General features: G+C 28.6%; 14 protein-coding genes and 1 pseudogene. 10 read left to right on the top strand and 5 right to left on the bottom strand.

Annotated elements, in window-relative coordinates; translation table 11 throughout:
- Nucleotides 1-45: 45 nt before the first annotated feature.
- From ACYUEW_RS10805 to ACYUEW_RS10775, 7 genes and pseudogenes are all read left to right on the top strand, one after another.
- A complete protein-coding gene (locus ACYUEW_RS10805) occupies nucleotides 46-813 on the top strand; it encodes an ABC transporter ATP-binding protein (RefSeq protein WP_040108466.1) in 768 nt (255 codons plus the stop codon).
- Nucleotides 803-2,794 (top strand): FtsX-like permease family protein, encoded by a 1,992-nt coding sequence (locus ACYUEW_RS10800; RefSeq protein ID WP_460276739.1) that lies wholly within the window; start codon nucleotides 803-805, stop codon nucleotides 2,792-2,794. Before ACYUEW_RS10805 ends, ACYUEW_RS10800 begins: the two co-directional genes overlap by 11 nt.
- 264 nt (nucleotides 2,795-3,058) lie before the next feature.
- Nucleotides 3,059-5,041 (top strand): FtsX-like permease family protein, encoded by a 1,983-nt coding sequence (locus tag ACYUEW_RS10795; protein WP_460276738.1) that lies wholly within the window; start codon nucleotides 3,059-3,061, stop codon nucleotides 5,039-5,041.
- A 417-nt stretch (nucleotides 5,042-5,458) separates the two neighbouring features.
- Complete coding sequence (gene helD / locus ACYUEW_RS10790) at nucleotides 5,459-7,696, top strand: RNA polymerase recycling motor HelD (protein WP_460276737.1); 2,238 nt, start codon at nucleotides 5,459-5,461, stop codon at nucleotides 7,694-7,696.
- A gap of 175 nt (nucleotides 7,697-7,871) precedes the next feature.
- A complete protein-coding gene (locus tag ACYUEW_RS10785; protein WP_460276783.1) occupies nucleotides 7,872-8,093 on the top strand; it encodes a YwqJ-related putative deaminase in 222 nt (73 codons plus the stop codon).
- Complete coding sequence (locus tag ACYUEW_RS10780; protein ID WP_460276736.1) at nucleotides 8,083-8,550, top strand: toxin-antitoxin system YwqK family antitoxin; 468 nt, start codon at nucleotides 8,083-8,085, stop codon at nucleotides 8,548-8,550. Before ACYUEW_RS10785 ends, ACYUEW_RS10780 begins: the two co-directional genes overlap by 11 nt.
- Before the next feature lie 91 nt (nucleotides 8,551-8,641).
- Nucleotides 8,642-8,998 (top strand): annotated as a pseudogene (locus ACYUEW_RS10775) (endonuclease V); the annotation flags it as partial.
- A gap of 472 nt (nucleotides 8,999-9,470) precedes the next feature.
- Here the strand turns inward: ACYUEW_RS10775 and ACYUEW_RS10770 are convergent.
- The 5 genes from ACYUEW_RS10770 to thiS form a co-directional block, all read right to left on the bottom strand.
- The gene (locus ACYUEW_RS10770; RefSeq protein WP_460276735.1) at nucleotides 9,471-10,073 is read right to left on the bottom strand and encodes a thiamine phosphate synthase; all 603 of its coding nucleotides are present in this window, start codon (nucleotides 10,071-10,073) and stop codon (nucleotides 9,471-9,473) included.
- Nucleotides 10,066-11,223, bottom strand: coding sequence for a 2-iminoacetate synthase ThiH (gene thiH, locus ACYUEW_RS10765; RefSeq protein ID WP_460276734.1), 1,158 nt, complete (start codon nucleotides 11,221-11,223; stop codon nucleotides 10,066-10,068). The genes ACYUEW_RS10770 and thiH overlap by 8 nt, the downstream gene beginning before the upstream one ends.
- 13 nt (nucleotides 11,224-11,236) lie before the next feature.
- Complete coding sequence (locus ACYUEW_RS10760) at nucleotides 11,237-12,013, bottom strand: thiazole synthase (RefSeq protein WP_460276782.1); 777 nt, start codon at nucleotides 12,011-12,013, stop codon at nucleotides 11,237-11,239.
- A gap of 150 nt (nucleotides 12,014-12,163) precedes the next feature.
- Nucleotides 12,164-12,973, bottom strand: coding sequence for a thiamine biosynthesis protein ThiF (gene thiF / locus ACYUEW_RS10755; RefSeq protein ID WP_460276733.1), 810 nt, complete (start codon nucleotides 12,971-12,973; stop codon nucleotides 12,164-12,166).
- A gap of 1 nt (nucleotide 12,974) precedes the next feature.
- The gene (gene thiS, locus ACYUEW_RS10750; protein ID WP_045518196.1) at nucleotides 12,975-13,172 is read right to left on the bottom strand and encodes a sulfur carrier protein ThiS; all 198 of its coding nucleotides are present in this window, start codon (nucleotides 13,170-13,172) and stop codon (nucleotides 12,975-12,977) included.
- A 473-nt stretch (nucleotides 13,173-13,645) separates the two neighbouring features.
- Here thiS and ACYUEW_RS10745 point away from each other — a divergent pair, with 473 nt between their 5' ends.
- The 3 genes from ACYUEW_RS10745 (at nucleotide 13,646) to ACYUEW_RS10735 (ending at nucleotide 17,455) form a co-directional block, all read left to right on the top strand.
- Nucleotides 13,646-14,521 (top strand): ATP-binding cassette domain-containing protein, encoded by an 876-nt coding sequence (locus ACYUEW_RS10745; protein ID WP_460276732.1) that lies wholly within the window; start codon nucleotides 13,646-13,648, stop codon nucleotides 14,519-14,521.
- Between the two features lie 71 nt (nucleotides 14,522-14,592).
- Nucleotides 14,593-16,752: a M1 family aminopeptidase gene (locus tag ACYUEW_RS10740; RefSeq protein ID WP_460276781.1), complete on the top strand. Its 2,160-nt coding sequence runs from the start codon at nucleotides 14,593-14,595 to the stop codon at nucleotides 16,750-16,752.
- Nucleotides 16,745-17,455 (top strand): hypothetical protein, encoded by a 711-nt coding sequence (locus ACYUEW_RS10735; protein WP_460276731.1) that lies wholly within the window; start codon nucleotides 16,745-16,747, stop codon nucleotides 17,453-17,455. Before ACYUEW_RS10740 ends, ACYUEW_RS10735 begins: the two co-directional genes overlap by 8 nt.
- Nucleotides 17,456-17,525 lie beyond the last annotated feature (70 nt).

The following is a 17,525-nucleotide window of genomic DNA, read 5'->3' as shown; positions in this document are numbered from 1 at the left end:
GAGGGAAAAAATTTAGTTGAAATAAATAAAAAGGGAGAATTAGAAATGCAAAATATATTAAGTGTAGAAAAAATTGAAAAGTATTATGGTAATAAGGATAATGTAACAAAGGCTATAGATAATATTAGTTTTAAGGTAGATGAAGGAGAATTTGTTGGTATAATGGGACCTTCAGGAAGTGGTAAGACTACATTGCTTAACTGCATATCAACTATTGATAATGTTACTACAGGTAAAATAATGATAAATAACAATGATATTACTAGACTAAAATCAAAATCATTAGATAAGTTTAGACAAAATGAATTGGGATTTATATTTCAGGACTTTAATTTACTAGATACCCTTACAGCTTATGAGAATATTGCTTTAGCCTTAACAATACAAGGTGAGAAAAGTTCAAAAATAGATGAAAAAGTAAAATCAGTAGCAAAATATTTAGAAATTGAAAAGGTGTTAAACAAGTATCCTTATCAAATGTCAGGTGGACAAAAACAAAGAGTTGCTTCAGCAAGAGCAATAGTAACTAATCCATCCTTAATTTTAGCCGATGAACCAACAGGAGCTCTAGATTCTAAATCAGCTAGATTATTACTTGAAAGATTTGAAAAGCTAAATAAAGAATTAAAGGCTACTATATTAATGGTAACTCATGATGCTTTTGCAGCTAGCTATGCTCATAGAATTCTTTTTATTAAGGATGGGAAAATCTTTAATGAATTAGTAAGAGGTAATGATACAAGAAAAGAATTTTTTAATAAAATTATAGAAGTTACGTCTCTTCTTGGAGGTGACGACAATAATGTATTCTAAGATGGCTCTTAAAAATATAAAGAAAAGTTATAAGGATTATACTATATATTTCTTAACACTAATACTAGCTGTTTGTATATTTTATAGCTTTAACTCTATAGATTCACAAAAGGCACTTACTGATATAAAATCTTCAGGTGGAAGTTATGTATCTAAATTAATGGATTTTATGTCTGCTGTATCAGTATTTGTATCAATAATATTAGGAAGTTTGATATTATATGCAAATAATTTTTTAATAAAGAAACGTAAAAAAGAATTGGGAATATATATGATTTTAGGTATGGGAAAAAGAAAAATATCTAAAATCTTAGTAACAGAGACCTCTATAGTAGGAGTTATATCCTTAATTGCAGGTCTTATAATAGGAATGGGAGTATCACAGGGGTTATCTGTTTTTACATTAAAATTATTTGAGGTTTCTATAAATGAATATAGATTTGCTGTTTCAACAAGGGCTATAGGTAAAACTATATTATACTTTGGAATAATGTTTTTACTTGTTATGATATTTAATGCATTTGTTATTTCTAAATACAAGATAATTGATTTGCTAACATCAGGTAGAAAAAATGAAAATATAAAATTTAAAAATACATTTATATATTTATTATCATTTGTTTTATGTGTAGTATTACTTGGATTTGCATATAAATCTATACTAAAAACAGGGTTAAATTTAAGAGAGCCTATGTTTAAACCATCCATAGCCTTTGTAATAGTAGGTACGGTGTTATTTTTCTTTAGTTTAGCTGGAGTTATATTGTATGTAGTAAATAAAAACAAAAAGATATATTTTAAAGGGCTAAATATGTTTGTGGTAAAACAAATAAATAGTAAGGTTAATACAAACTTTTTATCTATGTCTTTAATTTGTTTAATGTTATTTATCACAATACTTATATTATCTACAGGAATAAGTCTTAAAAATGGCTTTGAAGAAGGGGTTAAAATAGGAGCACCTTTTGATGCTAGTATAATAATATCAAATAATAGTAAAAAAGACAGTTTAGAAGATGTATTAAATAAGATCAATTTTAAAAGAAGTAAAAATGAAAAATATGCAACTTGCAATGAATATCTTTCAGGGATAAAGCTAGATAGCTTGTTATCAATTACAGATAAATATTATAAGGATGCTGAGGTAGCTTTTGTTAAAATATCTGATTATAATAAAGTGTTGAAACTAAAGGGGAAAAAAGAAATAAATTTAAATAAAAATGAGATTTTAGTTATGTCTAACAAAAATGACTTGGTAAAGCAAGCTAATGAGAAGTTAAAAAGTAGTAAAAAATTTGATATTAAAGGAAAAGAGTATTTAGTGAAAAATGATAAAATAATAGATGAAAATCTTGCAACTTATCTTTTTGCAGATAATATTTTCACAATAGTTATAAGTGATGAATTTTTATATGATTACAATAAAATTGCTTATTCTATACTCAATGTAATGTATTCAGATAAAAATAGAGAAGAAAATAATAAAAAATATAAGGAAATAAATAAGAACTTTTTAGATGGTAAGTACAAAAGTTTAAATATTTCATATATGGGTGCTTTTTCAAAGGATGATATTTATTCTGGCAGTAAGGGTAGAACAACAACAATATTATTTGTTGGAATATATTTAGGACTAGTATTTTTAATAACTAGCATGGCAGTACTCGCTCTTCAACAGTTATCAGAAGCCAGTGATAGTATAGAAAGATATAAAGCTTTAAAGAGAATTGGTGCAAACTCAAAAATGATAGATAAAACAATCTTCCTTCAAACCCTAATATATTTTGCCCTCCCAATGATTCTTGCATTAATTCATTCAATGATTGGAATTAATGTAGTTAGTGACTATATAAGTGTATTTACCAAAATTGACATTAGCTTTTCAGCTTTAATAACGGCTTTAATATTCATTGTAGTTTATGCAGGATATTTTTATACAACATATATAGGATATAAAAATATAGTGGAAAGTAATATTTAATCCTATGATAATTATTAGGGCTATTAAATTTTGCTATCCAAAGTTTAATAGTCTTATATTAAATTTCGTATCCACCATTAAACCCTGGGCTAATTAATTAGTCTAGGGTTTTCATGTTGCATGGAAATAATTAATTTTATATCAATATAACAAAAGTGTAATGTTAATGAAATATAGTTTCATTGATGCAATAAATGGAATTGTATAAAATAAGTTACAGGAGATGAAGTTGAAAAATTCTACTTCTTGGAGGTGATGATAATTATGTATTCTAAGATAGCTCTTAAAAATATAAAAAAGAGTTATAAGGATTATACTATATATTTTTTAACACTAATATTAGCTGTTTGTATATTTTATAGCTTTAATTCAATAGAATCACAAAAGGTACTTATTGAAATAAAATTTATGTCTGAAATAATGAAGGGCATTTCAGGTGTTTCAGTGTTAGTATCCATAATATTAGGTGGATTAATAGTGTATGCAAATAATTTTTTAATAAAAAGACGTAAAAAAGAGTTAGGAATTTATATGATTTTAGGTATGGGAAAAAGAAAGATATCTAGAATTTTAGTAACGGAGACCTTTATAGTGGGAGTTATATCTTTAGTTGGTGGACTTATATTAGGAATTGGAGTATCACAAGGGTTATCTACATTTACTTTAAAGTTATTTGATGTGGGAATGGATGAATATAAGTTTATAGTTTCAACAAGTGCTATAGGTAAGACTATATTATACTTTGGAACAATGTTTTTGCTTGTTATGATATTTAATGTATTTGTTATTTCTAAATATAAAGTTATTGATCTATTAATAGCCAACATAAAAAATGAAGACATAAAATTTAAAAATCCATTTATATATTTATTAACATTTGTTTTATGTTTAATATTTCTTGGATTTTCATATAAATCTTTGCTAGAGATACGTTTTGATTTAGAACGTAATATGTCTATACCAATAGCTCTTGCTATAGTAGGTACAGTATTATTTTTCTTTAGCTTAGCTGGAGTTATATTATATGTAACGAATAAAAACAAAAAGATATATTTTAAAGGGCTAAATATGTTTGTATTAAAACAAATGAATAGTAAAGTTAATACAAACTTTATATCAATGTCTTTAATATGTTTAATGCTATTTATTACAATAGTGGTATTATCTACAGGAATAAATTTTAAAAAAGTTAAAGAAGAAGAACGTAGAAAAATCACTCCCTTTGATGCCAGTGTAACGTTATACAATAAAGATGAAAACAAAAATCAAAAGAATCATATAGAAGATATGTTAAATAAAATTGATTTCCAAAAGAGTAAAAATGAAAAATATGCAGTTTACAATGATTATTATACAGGATTAAAAGCAAGTGAGTTATTAAAGATTAAGGAAAGAAATTTTACACGTTATGATGTATATTTTAGTAAAATATCTGACTATAATAAAATTTTAAAATTAAAGGGTGAAAAAGAAATAACTTTAAATAAGAGTGAAGTTTTAATTTTATCAAGTTCAGGTGGTGCCATTAATCTAATTAATGAAAAATTAAAAAGTAATAGAAGAATTAATATAAGAGGAATAGAATATTTGGTTAAAAATGATAAAGTTATAGAAGAAAATCTTAAAACATCTTCCATTGCGGATAACTTTTGCACAGTAGTTATGAATGATGAATTTGTGTCTGATTATAAAATTAGCTCCTCAATACTTAATGTAATGTATTTAGATAAAAATAGAGAAGAGAATAATAAAAAATATAATAAAATTAATGATAATTATATTAAAGATGAGTATAAGAATTTAGATATTTCTATAGATGCCATTACCAAGGATGGGGTGTACTCTAAAAGTAATGGAATAACAAGTATGATGCTATTTATTGCAATATATTTAGGAATAGTATTTTTAATAACTAGTATGGCAGTATTAGCTCTCCAACAATTATCAGAGGCTAGTGATAGCATAGAAAGATATAAAGCTTTAAAGAGAATTGGCGCAAACAAAAAAATGATAGACAAAACAATTTTCATTCAAACCTTGGCGTATTTTAGTCTTCCAGTGATTCTTGCGTTAATTCATTCAATGGTTGTAATTAAGATAATTAATGATCTTACCAGCATGATTATTAATACAATTAAATTTAGGTCTTCAATTTTAATAACTGTTTTAATATTTGTTATAGTTTATTTGGGATATTTCTATATAACCTATGCAGGATATAAAAATATAGTAAAAAGCAAAATTTAATAGCCTTATATTTTATGTTGAGTAAGTAATGAATTTAGAACATGATATTATGATATAGTGAATGAGTTAGTAAGGAATAGATGAACTTGTATAATAAATAGGAGAGTCAGGAAAAGTAAAGCAAATATTATATGAATTTTACTAGGAGAACAGATAGCTTTAAGATTTGCAAATTGATATCCTAGAATGGTAGAAAAATTAGTATAGTAAGAAATAATAACAAAAAGTGAGAAACTTCATATAAATGGAGGTTTTCACTTTTTACCAATTTAAAATAGAAAATTTTAATATATTATTTCCTCACTTTAATTATATCATATATAAAAAAGTAATTATAGACTAGTAATTTCAGGTGTATTTGATAAAATATCAATATTAATTTTAAAATGTTAATGCCTATTATAAGGAGGAGATATTTTGTCAATAAATAAATCTGAATGGCTAGTAGAAATGAAATGGTTAGAAAATGTACTTAGGGAGGTAAAAAGACAATTAGAAGAAAAGAGAAATTTCAAAGATAATTTTAAAAAAGACGCTATTGAGACTCAAAGAGAATTATGGAAAAATGTTGGAGCTGTTTCAGTGGAAAATGGTTTACAGCATGTTGTAGATTTCATGCAATTTATTAATACTATGAAAATTCAAAAGAGAAGCCATGAGTTTGAAAGAAAACTAGTTGATAAATACGAGAATATGATTTCATCTCCTTACTTTGCAAGAATGGATTTTAAGGAAGATGGAATAGAAAATGTTGAAAAGTGCTATATTGGAATTTCTAACTTAGTTAATGAAGATTTTGATTTTATTATATATGATTGGAGGGCTCCAATTTCTAGTATGTTTTATGATTATGAAATTGGAAATGCTTATTATAAATGTCCTGATGGAATTATAAATGGGAAAATATCAATGAAAAGGCAATATAAAATTAGTAATGGTAAAATTGATTATATGTTTGACAGTAATATAAAAATAGATGATGAAGTGTTACAAGATATATTAGGTAAAAGCAGTGATAATAAAATGAAGGCTATTGTAACTACGATTCAAAGAGAGCAGAATAAGGCAATTCGTAATGAAAAATATAAAAATTTAATTGTCCAAGGGCCAGCAGGAAGTGGGAAAACTTCTGTTGCTCTGCATAGGATTGCCTATTTATTATATAAGCATCGTGATATTATAACAGCTAAAAATATCGTGATATTTTCTCCGAATAATATTTTTAATGATTATATTTCTAACGTTTTACCTCAGCTTGGAGAGGATAATATGTTGCAAACTACATTTAAAGAATATATGCATAAAGTTTTAGAGGAGATAGATAGTAAGGAAGATTATTGTGAAATGATGGAGAATATTTTTGGAGATAAGAGTGAGTGGTCTTATGATACTAGGATTAAAAGTTTAAAATTTAAGTCTTCTATGGATTTTGCTAAATTATTAAAAGTATATATAGAACACTTAAAAAAAATGAGTATGGATTTTGGAGATATTACTTTAGGAGAGGAAATTATAATTTCAGCATTAGAAATACAGGAATTATTTTATAAGGACTACGAGAGTCTTCCTCTTAAGAGAAGATTAGAAAAACTAAGACGAAGACTTTTATATATTATAGAACCTTATAAAAAAAGATTAGTTGATAAAACAGTGAAAGAAATGGAAGAGTCTAATGAAGAGTTAGATGAGAATGAAATAGTTAAAGTAAACAAATCCTTAGTAGATAGAGAAATTAAAGCTATAATTAATAAGGTAGAAGAAAAAACTAAATTTGATTTGATGGATTGTTATAAGAGCTTTTATGAAAATTTAGAGGGCTTATTAAAAATGGCAAATATTAAATATGATAATGAAAGTATTAGAGAAATAAAAAGATATACCTTAGAAAATTTAAGGGCTAAAAAGATAAATTATGAAGATCAAATAGCTTTATTGTTTATAAAAGGAGCTGTAGGTGATATTCCAAAAACAGAAGAAGTAAAGTATGTAATTATTGATGAAGCTCAAGATTATGCACCATTGCAGTATGAAATTTTCAATCAATTATTTAACAAAGCAAATAAAACAATCCTTGGTGATATATCTCAATCTATTAATCCTTATATGAATGTTGGAAGTTATAATAATGTTGTAAATATACTTAAATCTGAGGATACTTCTACAATAAATTTAACTAAAAGTTATAGGTCAACAATGGAAATAACTAAATTTTCGCGGAAAATATTAAATAAGGAAATTAATGATGAATACGTGAAAAGGAGTGGAGATTGGCCAAGTTTGACTGGGTTTTTAGATGAAAAAGATATAAATAAAAGAATAGTTGAAGAGGTAAAAGTTTATAAGGGCGATGGCCATAATTCAATAGGGATAATAACAAAAAATATTGATGAAGCACAGAGGGTTTACAATTATTTGAGGGATAGGATTAACATTAAAATGATTGTAAGTGAGGATGATGACTATGTTAATGATATTTTAGTTATTCCTGCATATCTTGCTAAAGGTTTGGAATTCGATGTGGTTATTATATATAATGCCAGTGATTTAAGATATAAAGATGAAGAAGATAGATTGTTGCTTTACACAGCTTGTACAAGAGCTCTTCATGTTTTGGATATATTTTATTTAGGAAATGTATCACCATTATTAAAGTGAAAATAAAGAAGGTAGACTGAAATGAATTACTCCTTGTTAAGCAGACAGGAAGTGGTTTATTTTGGTCTTTCTTGTTTTTTTCTTCTTAATAAATGTTTATTATTTATGAATAAGTTTTATATAATATAAGAAATATATATAAATACTCAAGAAAATGTTAAAATTATAAGTAAATATATATAGGACATTAGGGGCAGGTTCACATGCAGAAGTGTATGCATTAAATGAAGCATTATTAGCTAATCCTAATGCTAAATTAGATAATTTCATGGTATATGTAGTAAGGTCAGGGAAAAAATTAAAACCAAAAGGGTTACCTATGCCGAGATGTCCACATTGCGAGTTTATAACAGATGGAGCAAATTATTTCTCGGAGGTATTAAAATATGGAAATTAAAATATTAACAAAAGAATATGTTTTAAATAATGGAGTTGATTTTGAAGATTTATGGGATGAATATTGTAGTGATAGAATCTTAGATAATTCAGAAGAGGAAGGTGGAGAACCATTTACAGGATTAACCTATGAGACTTATCCAAATGGAAACTTAAGATATTATTGTTATTATAAAAATGGTTTTCCGCATGGTGATTTTATCCAATTTTATGATGATGAAAAAATAAAAAGTATGCAGTATATGCAAAGAGGAAGAACTTATGGTTTAAGAAAAATATGGAATAATAATGGCGTGTTAGAATCTGAAGCTAATTATGAGTATGGAGTATGTTTAACTTTCAAGAATTGGAATGAAGAAGGAATATTGATTGAAGAAAAATTAAAACCAACTGAAGATGATATAAAGTTGAGAAACAGTCAAGAAGAGTGGTATAAAAAAGCTATAGGAAGAGATTAGTATGAAAATAAAAGAAGTTCATAATTTTAATATTTATGAGGAATCAGAATTCATTAATATACAAAATGAATTGAAGAAAAAAATAAGCTTAGGTAATGGATATTTACACCAAAGACATATGGGAATAGCTACTCATGCATCATTTTTCTTAAATAAACCAACTATAGGGGTAGCCAAAAGTTATCTTAAAATTAAAGAAACAGATTTTGAGATGCCAGAAGATGAAGAAGGGTCATATACTGATATTGTAATAAATAAAGAGATATATGGTAGAGTTTTAAGAACAAGAAAAACTGTAAAACCTATATTTATATCATGTGGGAATTATATCGATTTAGATAGTTCTACAGAGATAGTACTAAATTTAATTAACAATGAAAGTAGGTTGCCTATTCCAACAAGATTATCTGATTTAGAAACTCATATTAAGAGAAGAGAGTTAAGATAACTATAAAGGTATGGTCAAAGTTACTTATTAAATAAATGTGTAGTTTGATAAGCTAAGAAGGTTTAGATTTAATAATTCCACTTAAAAGTTAATGGAATTAAGAACATATAATATGTAATAGATAAATCAATTACACTTAAAAATAAAAAGAATTTAAAAGATTATATGATTGATTAAAAGCCTTAATTACCAATGTAATAGTGATTAAGGCTTTTATTTATTGCTAAAAACGTGGGAGAAATTACTATGGCTAAAAGAGTAATTAAAAAATTAAATACTGTTAGATATTGAGCCAATGGAAAGTCACTGATGAATATTATATCTATTCTATTGAAAAGATATTTATTAAATCTATAAAAAGGGATGAAATCCGCGTTAGTCTTTATAAAGATACTATAAGGTCAACAGAAAGATATATTTCTTGCTATATTTTATGATAGTTTTGTAAATTATACAAATCTATTTATATTTTCTATTTTCCCATAAATAAATTAGAGCTTTTACAAGTCATTAACCCCGACATAATACAAACACCTTCTGCACCTGCATTAATAGCTTTTTCAGCATTTGCTGGCGAAATACCACCAATAGCATAAACAGGAATATTTACCGAACTACAGACTGATGACAAGAAACTTAAACCTCGTGGTGGAAGGCCTTTTTTACAATCATTAGCAAATACATGTCCTGCTGTAATATAGGTTGCTCCTAAATTCATAGCTTCTATTGCTTCACTCACTGAATGAATAGACACTCCAATTTCATTAAAATCTTTAGAGATATTAGGATTAGATTTTAAAACATGTAATGGTAGATGAATCTTTTTACAATTAAGTTCTTTTGATACTTTATAATAAGTATGCAATATACACTTCGTATTATTTTTTCCACATATGTTTAATACTTTAGTCGCTAACTTCTTATAATCATTTTCAGATAAATCCTTTTCTCTAAGCACTATACTTACAGATTCAATGACTGTGTTTTTTTCATTCAATGTACATATGTCTTGTATTTGTGCTAAGAATTCATTATTACAAATATGACGATTGGTAATTGCTAATAACTTATACATATATATAATCACTCATAACTACTTGAAGACCATGATTAGCAATTGTATTAGCTATTTCAGATACTGTACGTGTATCAGAAATTTCAAATTGTTCATCACCCTTAGTATCTTTTTCATCACTATGACCGCCTATTCCAACTGAAACTCCAGCGGAAATTTTAGTTGCGGAAAGTCCAATTACATTATCACGAAATCGAGCACATTCACGAGTTGATATAGTGATATTTGCAAAAGGCAAAAATATTCTATATGCAGTAATTATCTGTAAAAGTTGCTTCTCATGTACATCTTTTGGGTTAATTTTATCATTATTTATTATTGGACGTAATCTTGGACAGGAAATAGCAATTTCAGCATGTGGATACTTACGTTGAATAAGGTAAGCATGAAGTCCTGTTGCAAAAGCATCCTTACGAAAATCATCTAATCCAAGTAATGCAGCAAATCCAACACTTCTCATTCCACCTTTTAATGCTCTTTCTTGTGCGTTAAAACGATAGGGGAAAATACGCTTGTGTCCAGCTAAATGTAATGTTTCATATTTATCAGAATTATAAGTTTCCTGAAATACAGTAACAAAATCTGCACCACATTCATGTAAGTATGCATATTCATCAGAATTCATTGGGTATACTTCAAGTCCAACTACCTTAAAATATTTTCTAGCTATTTTGCAGGCTTCACCAATATAAGAAACATCAGACATACTACGGCTTTCACCGGTAAGAAGTAATATTTCTTGTAGTCCAGTTTTAGCAATACTCTGCATTTCCTTTTCTATTTCTTTTGCATTAAGTTTAGCACGCTTAATTTTGTTATGACAGTTAAAGCCACAATAAATACAATAGTTTTCACAATAGTTAGCAATATAAAGGGGAGTAAACATATAAACTGAATTACCAAAATGTTTATGTGTTTCTAACTTAGCACGCTTAGCCATTTCTTCAAGAAAGGGAAGGGCTGCTGGAGATAATAAAGATGCAAAATCCTCAATATCTAATACATCCTTCTTAAGAGCTTTAAGCACATCATGGCTTGTATATTTTTCATAATTATATGCTTTCATTTTTGATATAACTTGATCCATAATATTAGATTCAATTACCTCCATACCCGGCATATATTTCATATGATCAATAGATTGTTCCATTTAAATCTCCTCCTTAATCTTCAAGAAATCCAGTTAACGGTGATGAAGCTGAAGCACCATTATCAAGTACAGGACCAAGACCTGAAAGATAGGCTGTTCTTCCTGCTTCTATGGCATTTTTAAAGGCTTTTGCCATAGCTGAAATATTACCTGCTGTAGCAATTGCAGTATTAGCCATAATAGCATCAACACCCATTTCCATAGCCCTGCAAGCTTGAGATGGTCGTCCAATTCCTGCATCCACAATAATTGGAATTTCAATTTCATCAACTAAAATTTTAATAAAATCACCTGTACTTAATCCTTTGTTTGATCCAATAGGTGCAGCAAGAGGCATAATAGCTGAAGCTCCTGCATTTACCATATCTCTTGCAACATTTAGATCCGGATACATATAAGGCATTACTACAAATCCTTCTTTTGCAAGAATTTCAGTAGCTTTTATTGTTTCATAATTATCCGGTAAAAGATATTTTGAATCACGAATAACTTCAATTTTAATAAAATCTCCACATCCAATTTCACGAGCTAAACGTGCAATACGAACCGCTTCTTCAGCATTACGAGCCCCTGAGGTATTTGGAAGTAATGTAACATTTTTAGGTATGTAATCTAAAATGTTAGCACTACCGCCTAAATTAGCACGACGTAATGCTAAAGTAATAATCTCTGCACCAGCATTTTCAACAGCTGCTTTTATTAAATCAAGTGAATATTTTCCAGATCCTAATATAAATCGTGAATTAAACTCATGCCCACCTATAATAAGTTTGTCAGTATTATTTTTCATATCATTTCCCATTTTCCCCACTCCTTTGTTTTGTTACTGTTAAATTTATATAATGAAGTTATATCTCATCTAATGTTTAGTAAAGTTTAAAATAGTAGTATAGCTTTAGACATTGTAATTATTAGGTTATAAGTTTAATTTAGCTTTACTTTATACTTCTTTTATTCCTAGTATTAATCTTAAAACCATATTTGATTGATGTCCTGCGCAGATAGATACACGTGGAGCCATTAGACCTCGTCCTACCACAGCACCCGTTGTTCTATCACCACATAAATAGAAATTATCTGTTACTTTTTTTGTGACTATTGTATTACTACTTTCATATCCTGCCATTCCTGAAGCTGATACAATCTTCTTTAATGGATAGTATTCAAGAAGATTGTTTACAAGCATAGCCTTTGCTATTGGATTATCAAAAGCCTCGCAAATAATATCATCATTTTTAAATAATGATTGAATATTTTCTTCAGTAACTTTTACAGTATCAATAGTGATTTTAATAAATGGATTTATTTCTTCAATTTCATTTTTCAATGCCTCTGTTTTATATAATCCAAGATGCTTAATTTTATATTGCTGACGATTTAAGTTGCTGGGTTCTACTATATCAAAATCGATTAAATGTAAATGACCTATTCCTGTTCTTGCTAAATTTACTGCTATATTAGAACCAAGACCGCCAAGACCAGCAATTGCTACTTTGGCATATTTAACTTTTTCAAACACATGTGGAGTATGTCTTGCACACATTAAGCTTTCAAACTCATCTTGTGGCGGCATTTTGTCTTTTTCAATAAAATTTACTTCATCATTTTCACCAATATCATAATCATCAAAAGTTTGAAAACCATTAAAAATAGTTATTATATTTTTTTCATCACCATAATGCTTTTTACGCAAATCATGAAGAGTAGAACAATTAGTTGTTATTTGCTTACCATTAATCTTTATATTCAAATTAGCCACCTCCTACGAAGCTTACAACTTCAATAACATCACCATCTGTTAATATTTTTTCTTTATATTGAGTTTTAGGGACAATATAACCATTGCATTCAACTGCAACAAAGGAAATTTTATAACCTTCGCGTACTAGATAATCATATAAGCATAAATTGTCTGCATTGCTTATTGAATTGCCATTTACGTATACCATAATTCACCCCCAAATAAATTTATATGCAACAAAAAAGGTCACACGAAGACTTACACCCATGGTGGTGTACCCCTTCGTGTGACCTCAGTCATCACTCTGCAATTATTGTACCAATATAATAATTTACTGTCAATATAGTTTTTGGAGGCTTAAGAGTTATTTATATTAATATAACAAAAATGTAATGTTAATGAAATATAGTTTCATTGATACAATAAATGGAATTGTATAAAATAAGTTACAGGAGATAAGGTTAAAGAAATCTACTTTTAAAGAAATATGATTATGATTATTAATAAAATCAATATTGGGTCTTCAATTTTAATAACTGTTTTAATATTTGTTATAGTTTATTTGGGATATTTCTATATAACCTATGAAGGATATAAAAATATAGTAAAAAGGAATATTTAATTTTGTTATATGTAAAATATGGAGATATTAAATAAGGCATATGAAAGGATGATAAAATTATGAAAATTTCAGTTGAAAGTTTAAATATGATATATAAAGCTGGTAAAAAATCTGGTAAAAAAGCATTAAAGGATGTTTCACTGCAAATAGAAAGTCCAAGTCTTATTGGACTTTTAGGACCTAATGGAGCAGGAAAGTCAACACTTATGAAACTACTTGTAGCAGAGTTGATACCAACTAGCGGAGAAATTCTTATAGATGGTGTGCCCTTACTTAAAAATGAAAGAAAGCTAAAAGCAAGTCTAGGATATTTACCACAATCTTTTGGACTTTATGATGAACTTACCGTCTGGCAGTTTTTAGATTATATGGCAGCACTAAAAGGAATTAAAAATAGTAAGAAGGTTATTAAAGAGGTTATTGAGAAGACAAATCTATGGGAAAAACGTAAAGCACGTATTTCCACTTTATCTGGCGGTCAAAGGCAGCGTGTAGGTATTGCCCAAGCTCTTATGGGTAATCCAGAATTATTAATTTTTGATGAGCCAACCGTTGGACTTGATCCTGAGGAACGTATTAATTTCCGTAATTTGTTTTCTAAGACTGCACAGGATAAGATTGTCTTATTATCTACCCATATAATTGAAGATGTACAATCAGTATGTGATAAACTGATTGTTATTAATCATGGGCAAATTTTATTTACAGGGACTCCAGAGGAATTGATTGTCTTGGCACACAATCATGTTGGAGTGTTTGAAGAAAGAATAGGAGAAAAGGAAAGGGGAGATTATAAGATAACATCAAGGGTTAACACAGCCAGTGGCATTGCTTGCCGTATTGTAGCGGAAACACTTCCAGACTTTGCAGAAGCTGTGGAGCCTACTCTTGAGGATGCCTATATGTATCTTATTATGGAGAAAGAGGTGAAATAGTCATGAATTTCTTTTCCTATTTAAGGGTGGAATTAAATCGTATTTTCCATTCAAAAATTGTTTATTTAATTATGATATTAACTATGCTTTGCCCAATGGCTGGATATAAGTTGTACGATGGCATGGCTAATAAAACGTTATCTGGACACTTTATCGGAAATCCATCTATTGCTGGAGCGGTAGGTGGAGGGATTTTATTCGCAATATTAACTCTATTAGAGTTTAGTAGGGTACATAAATATGAAATAGAAGAACTAACAAATAGTATTGTATCCCCTTTGGTGCTAAATGTGGTGAGATTACTTACCATAGGAATAGTGGCCACTGTTACTGTTTCTATTACTTCAGCCCTTTATTATCCATATACAGTTATAAAAATGGGTAATGTTTTTGATGGATATACCTACTTAAATAGCTTCTTTCTTTTGATACTTCCATCTATACTGTTATCAATTTTAGCAGCTTCTGCCCTTTATCAGATTTTCTATCGTATAGATCTTAGTATGGCAGCATTTATTCTATTAATGCTGCCAAATTTAATTAGAGATCTGCCTATTGGAAATATTTTGCATTGGATAAAACCTTCAGTCCCAGCACTGTCAGATTATTTTAGTAATACACAAGTATTTCGTTTAATGAAGCATAATAGACTATTTTGGTTTTTAATATTTGGTGGTTTGTGGTTAATTGGGCTATTAAGTGTACGATGTTATGGCAAGAGAATATTTGCTTCTATGCTTTATAATTCAAGAAAAGTTTATATTCCTTTAATTGCTGTAGCAATGATTGGTAGTGGATGCTATGCTTTTATAAATCAACCTGATGTTTTTCTGGTATCTAAAGAAGGAATTATTGAAATGATTAATAATGATTCGGCGGACAGTTCGGATAAGGTGAATAAAGAGATTCAGTTGTTAAACAGTGATTTGAAAATTTCATTTGATGGAAGTAAAGGGAGTCTTTCTGGAAAGGCGGTATATTCACTTGAAAATTTGAGTAACAGTACACAGGAATGCAGATTTACAATAAATCCAGGATATACTATTCATAAAATAATTGTAAATGATAAAAAGGTTACATTTAAAAAATTAAAAAACATAAGAAATAATATTATATTTAATGTACCTAAGGAAAAGAATATTAAGCTCGCTATAGAATATGAGGGAAGACCTAAAATCCTATATTTCTTGAGTGATTTTCTTCTGGATACTAATATTAGCAACAAATATATAGATTTAGACAGTGGTTTTATTCCTAATATAAAAGTAGCAAACAGCAAGGATAATTCTGAACTTGCATGTAAGCTTACCATGCCTGCTGGGCTTATTCCAGTAGTGGATTCATCACAAGAGGATGAGAATGGTAAAGCAGTAGCAAACTTAACTGGGGATAGCACGAAGTTACTTTCAGAGGATGGAGATAAGAAAACATGGCTTGTTCATCTTAGGGGGACTCGATTCTCTTTAATGGCCGGTGATTATGTTATGAAGCAGCTCAGTAATGAAGAAATGCCCATAAACTTTTACTATAGCAGTAAACATGAGAATACTATGAAAAATATGAGTGCTGAAAAAGTGATGAAGGATACTATTGATTATTGTATTAGTCATTATGGAAAGTTAAATAATGTCTCTAAAAATTCACCCTTAAAAATAGTAGAAAAAACAGCCTTATTTCCAGGAGGACTAGCATTGCCTAATTATAGTACCATAGGAGAATTCTGTTTTAATGATGAAAATTTAAGTGATAAATCAAAGGGAGCATCTGCTGCTGAAACACTGGCTCATGAACTTGCTCATCAGTGGTGGGGAGTGCACACTGTAGGTTCCGGGGGGAATAATAGAAATTGGTCAGCTGAAGGGCTTGCTGTCTATACAACTTACCGAGTTGTTAAGAAAACCCATGGAGAAGAATATGCGAAAAAAAATTATGTGGATATATGGAAGGCTCGTGTGAAAGAAAATAATAATAATTTTTATACTAGACATCCAGAATATTTAAAAATATTGCCCCAAAGGTATGTTCAAGATATTGATGACAATGATAGAGTCTTGCGACAATACTCAAAATTACCTCTTCAAATTTTGAAAGCTTCAAAGTTAGTCGGGGGCGAAGATAAAATGGATGAAATTTTAGCTAAATTATATAAAAATAAATCAAAAACACAAATTACATGGCAGGATTTTCTAAATGCTTGTGAGCTAAAAGGGGAGGAGTTAAACCTTGAATAGAATATTTAAATATGAACTTAAAAGGCTGATTATAAATAAATTTTTCTTAGGATTACTTATTATTTCTGCTTTGTATAGCTATGAAGTTATGCGTGGAGAGATAATTCTTGGGATTTCAAATACCGCTCCATTCTCTGGCTGGAGCTATGGAACATACCTTGCTAAAGTGTTGCCAATATTGCTTGTTACACTGCTATTTTTTATATCTTTTCTTTATCAAAAACAGGAAAAGAGCGTACAGGTGTTAACTAAAGCAACTCCTATTGACCCATTTAAGTTTCAAATGATTCGCTTTGGAACTATTATTATAGGCTTTGTTTTAGTTTCTGCGGTTCCTATTGTCTATAGTTTGTGCTTCTATGCTGTGAATTTTAACTTTACTAATTTTGGAAAACTTGTATTGCCAACAGTCATAACACTGCTTCCAGCTATGATGTTTGTGTTTGGCTTAGGAACTTTGGGAGGCCGGTATCATCAAGGAGTAGTTTTTGTACTTATGGCAGTGGTGATATTAGTAAGTTTTATTCCATTGCCATATGCAGTTGATTTATTTGGAGGAAACTTCTTTACAAAATATCCAGAATCTCTTGATTTAGTTGAACCAGCATTCTCAATACCTGTAAGCGTAGTAATTGGAAAGTTTATGTATGGACTAACTGGATTTGGAATGATGCTACTATCTGGTATTCAAAAGAAAAAGTAAGTATTTTATTGAAATAATCTTTTCAACAGTTTGTTATAACAATTGTAGGCATTTTGTTTTATGTAAAATA

It is taken from the genome of Clostridium sp. CTA-1, assembly GCF_054768215.1.
This window is presented reverse-complemented; position numbering and strand designations above follow the sequence as displayed.

Coding starts and splice junctions, on each gene's coding strand:
- ACYUEW_RS10805 (WP_040108466.1), top strand. CDS start 46: ATGCAAAATATATTAAGTGTAGAAAAAATTGAAAAGTATTATGGTAAT.
- ACYUEW_RS10800 (WP_460276739.1), top strand. CDS start 803: ATGTATTCTAAGATGGCTCTTAAAAATATAAAGAAAAGTTATAAGGAT.
- ACYUEW_RS10795 (WP_460276738.1), top strand. CDS start 3,059: ATGTATTCTAAGATAGCTCTTAAAAATATAAAAAAGAGTTATAAGGAT.
- ACYUEW_RS10780 (WP_460276736.1), top strand. CDS start 8,083: ATGGAAATTAAAATATTAACAAAAGAATATGTTTTAAATAATGGAGTT.
- ACYUEW_RS10770 (WP_460276735.1), bottom strand. CDS start 10,073: ATGTATAAGTTATTAGCAATTACCAATCGTCATATTTGTAATAATGAA.
- thiH (WP_460276734.1), bottom strand. CDS start 11,223: ATGGAACAATCTATTGATCATATGAAATATATGCCGGGTATGGAGGTA.
- ACYUEW_RS10760 (WP_460276782.1), bottom strand. CDS start 12,013: ATGAAAAATAATACTGACAAACTTATTATAGGTGGGCATGAGTTTAAT.
- thiS (WP_045518196.1), bottom strand. CDS start 13,172: ATGGTATACGTAAATGGCAATTCAATAAGCAATGCAGACAATTTATGC.
- ACYUEW_RS10745 (WP_460276732.1), top strand. CDS start 13,646: ATGAAAATTTCAGTTGAAAGTTTAAATATGATATATAAAGCTGGTAAA.
- ACYUEW_RS10740 (WP_460276781.1), top strand. CDS start 14,593: ATGATATTAACTATGCTTTGCCCAATGGCTGGATATAAGTTGTACGAT.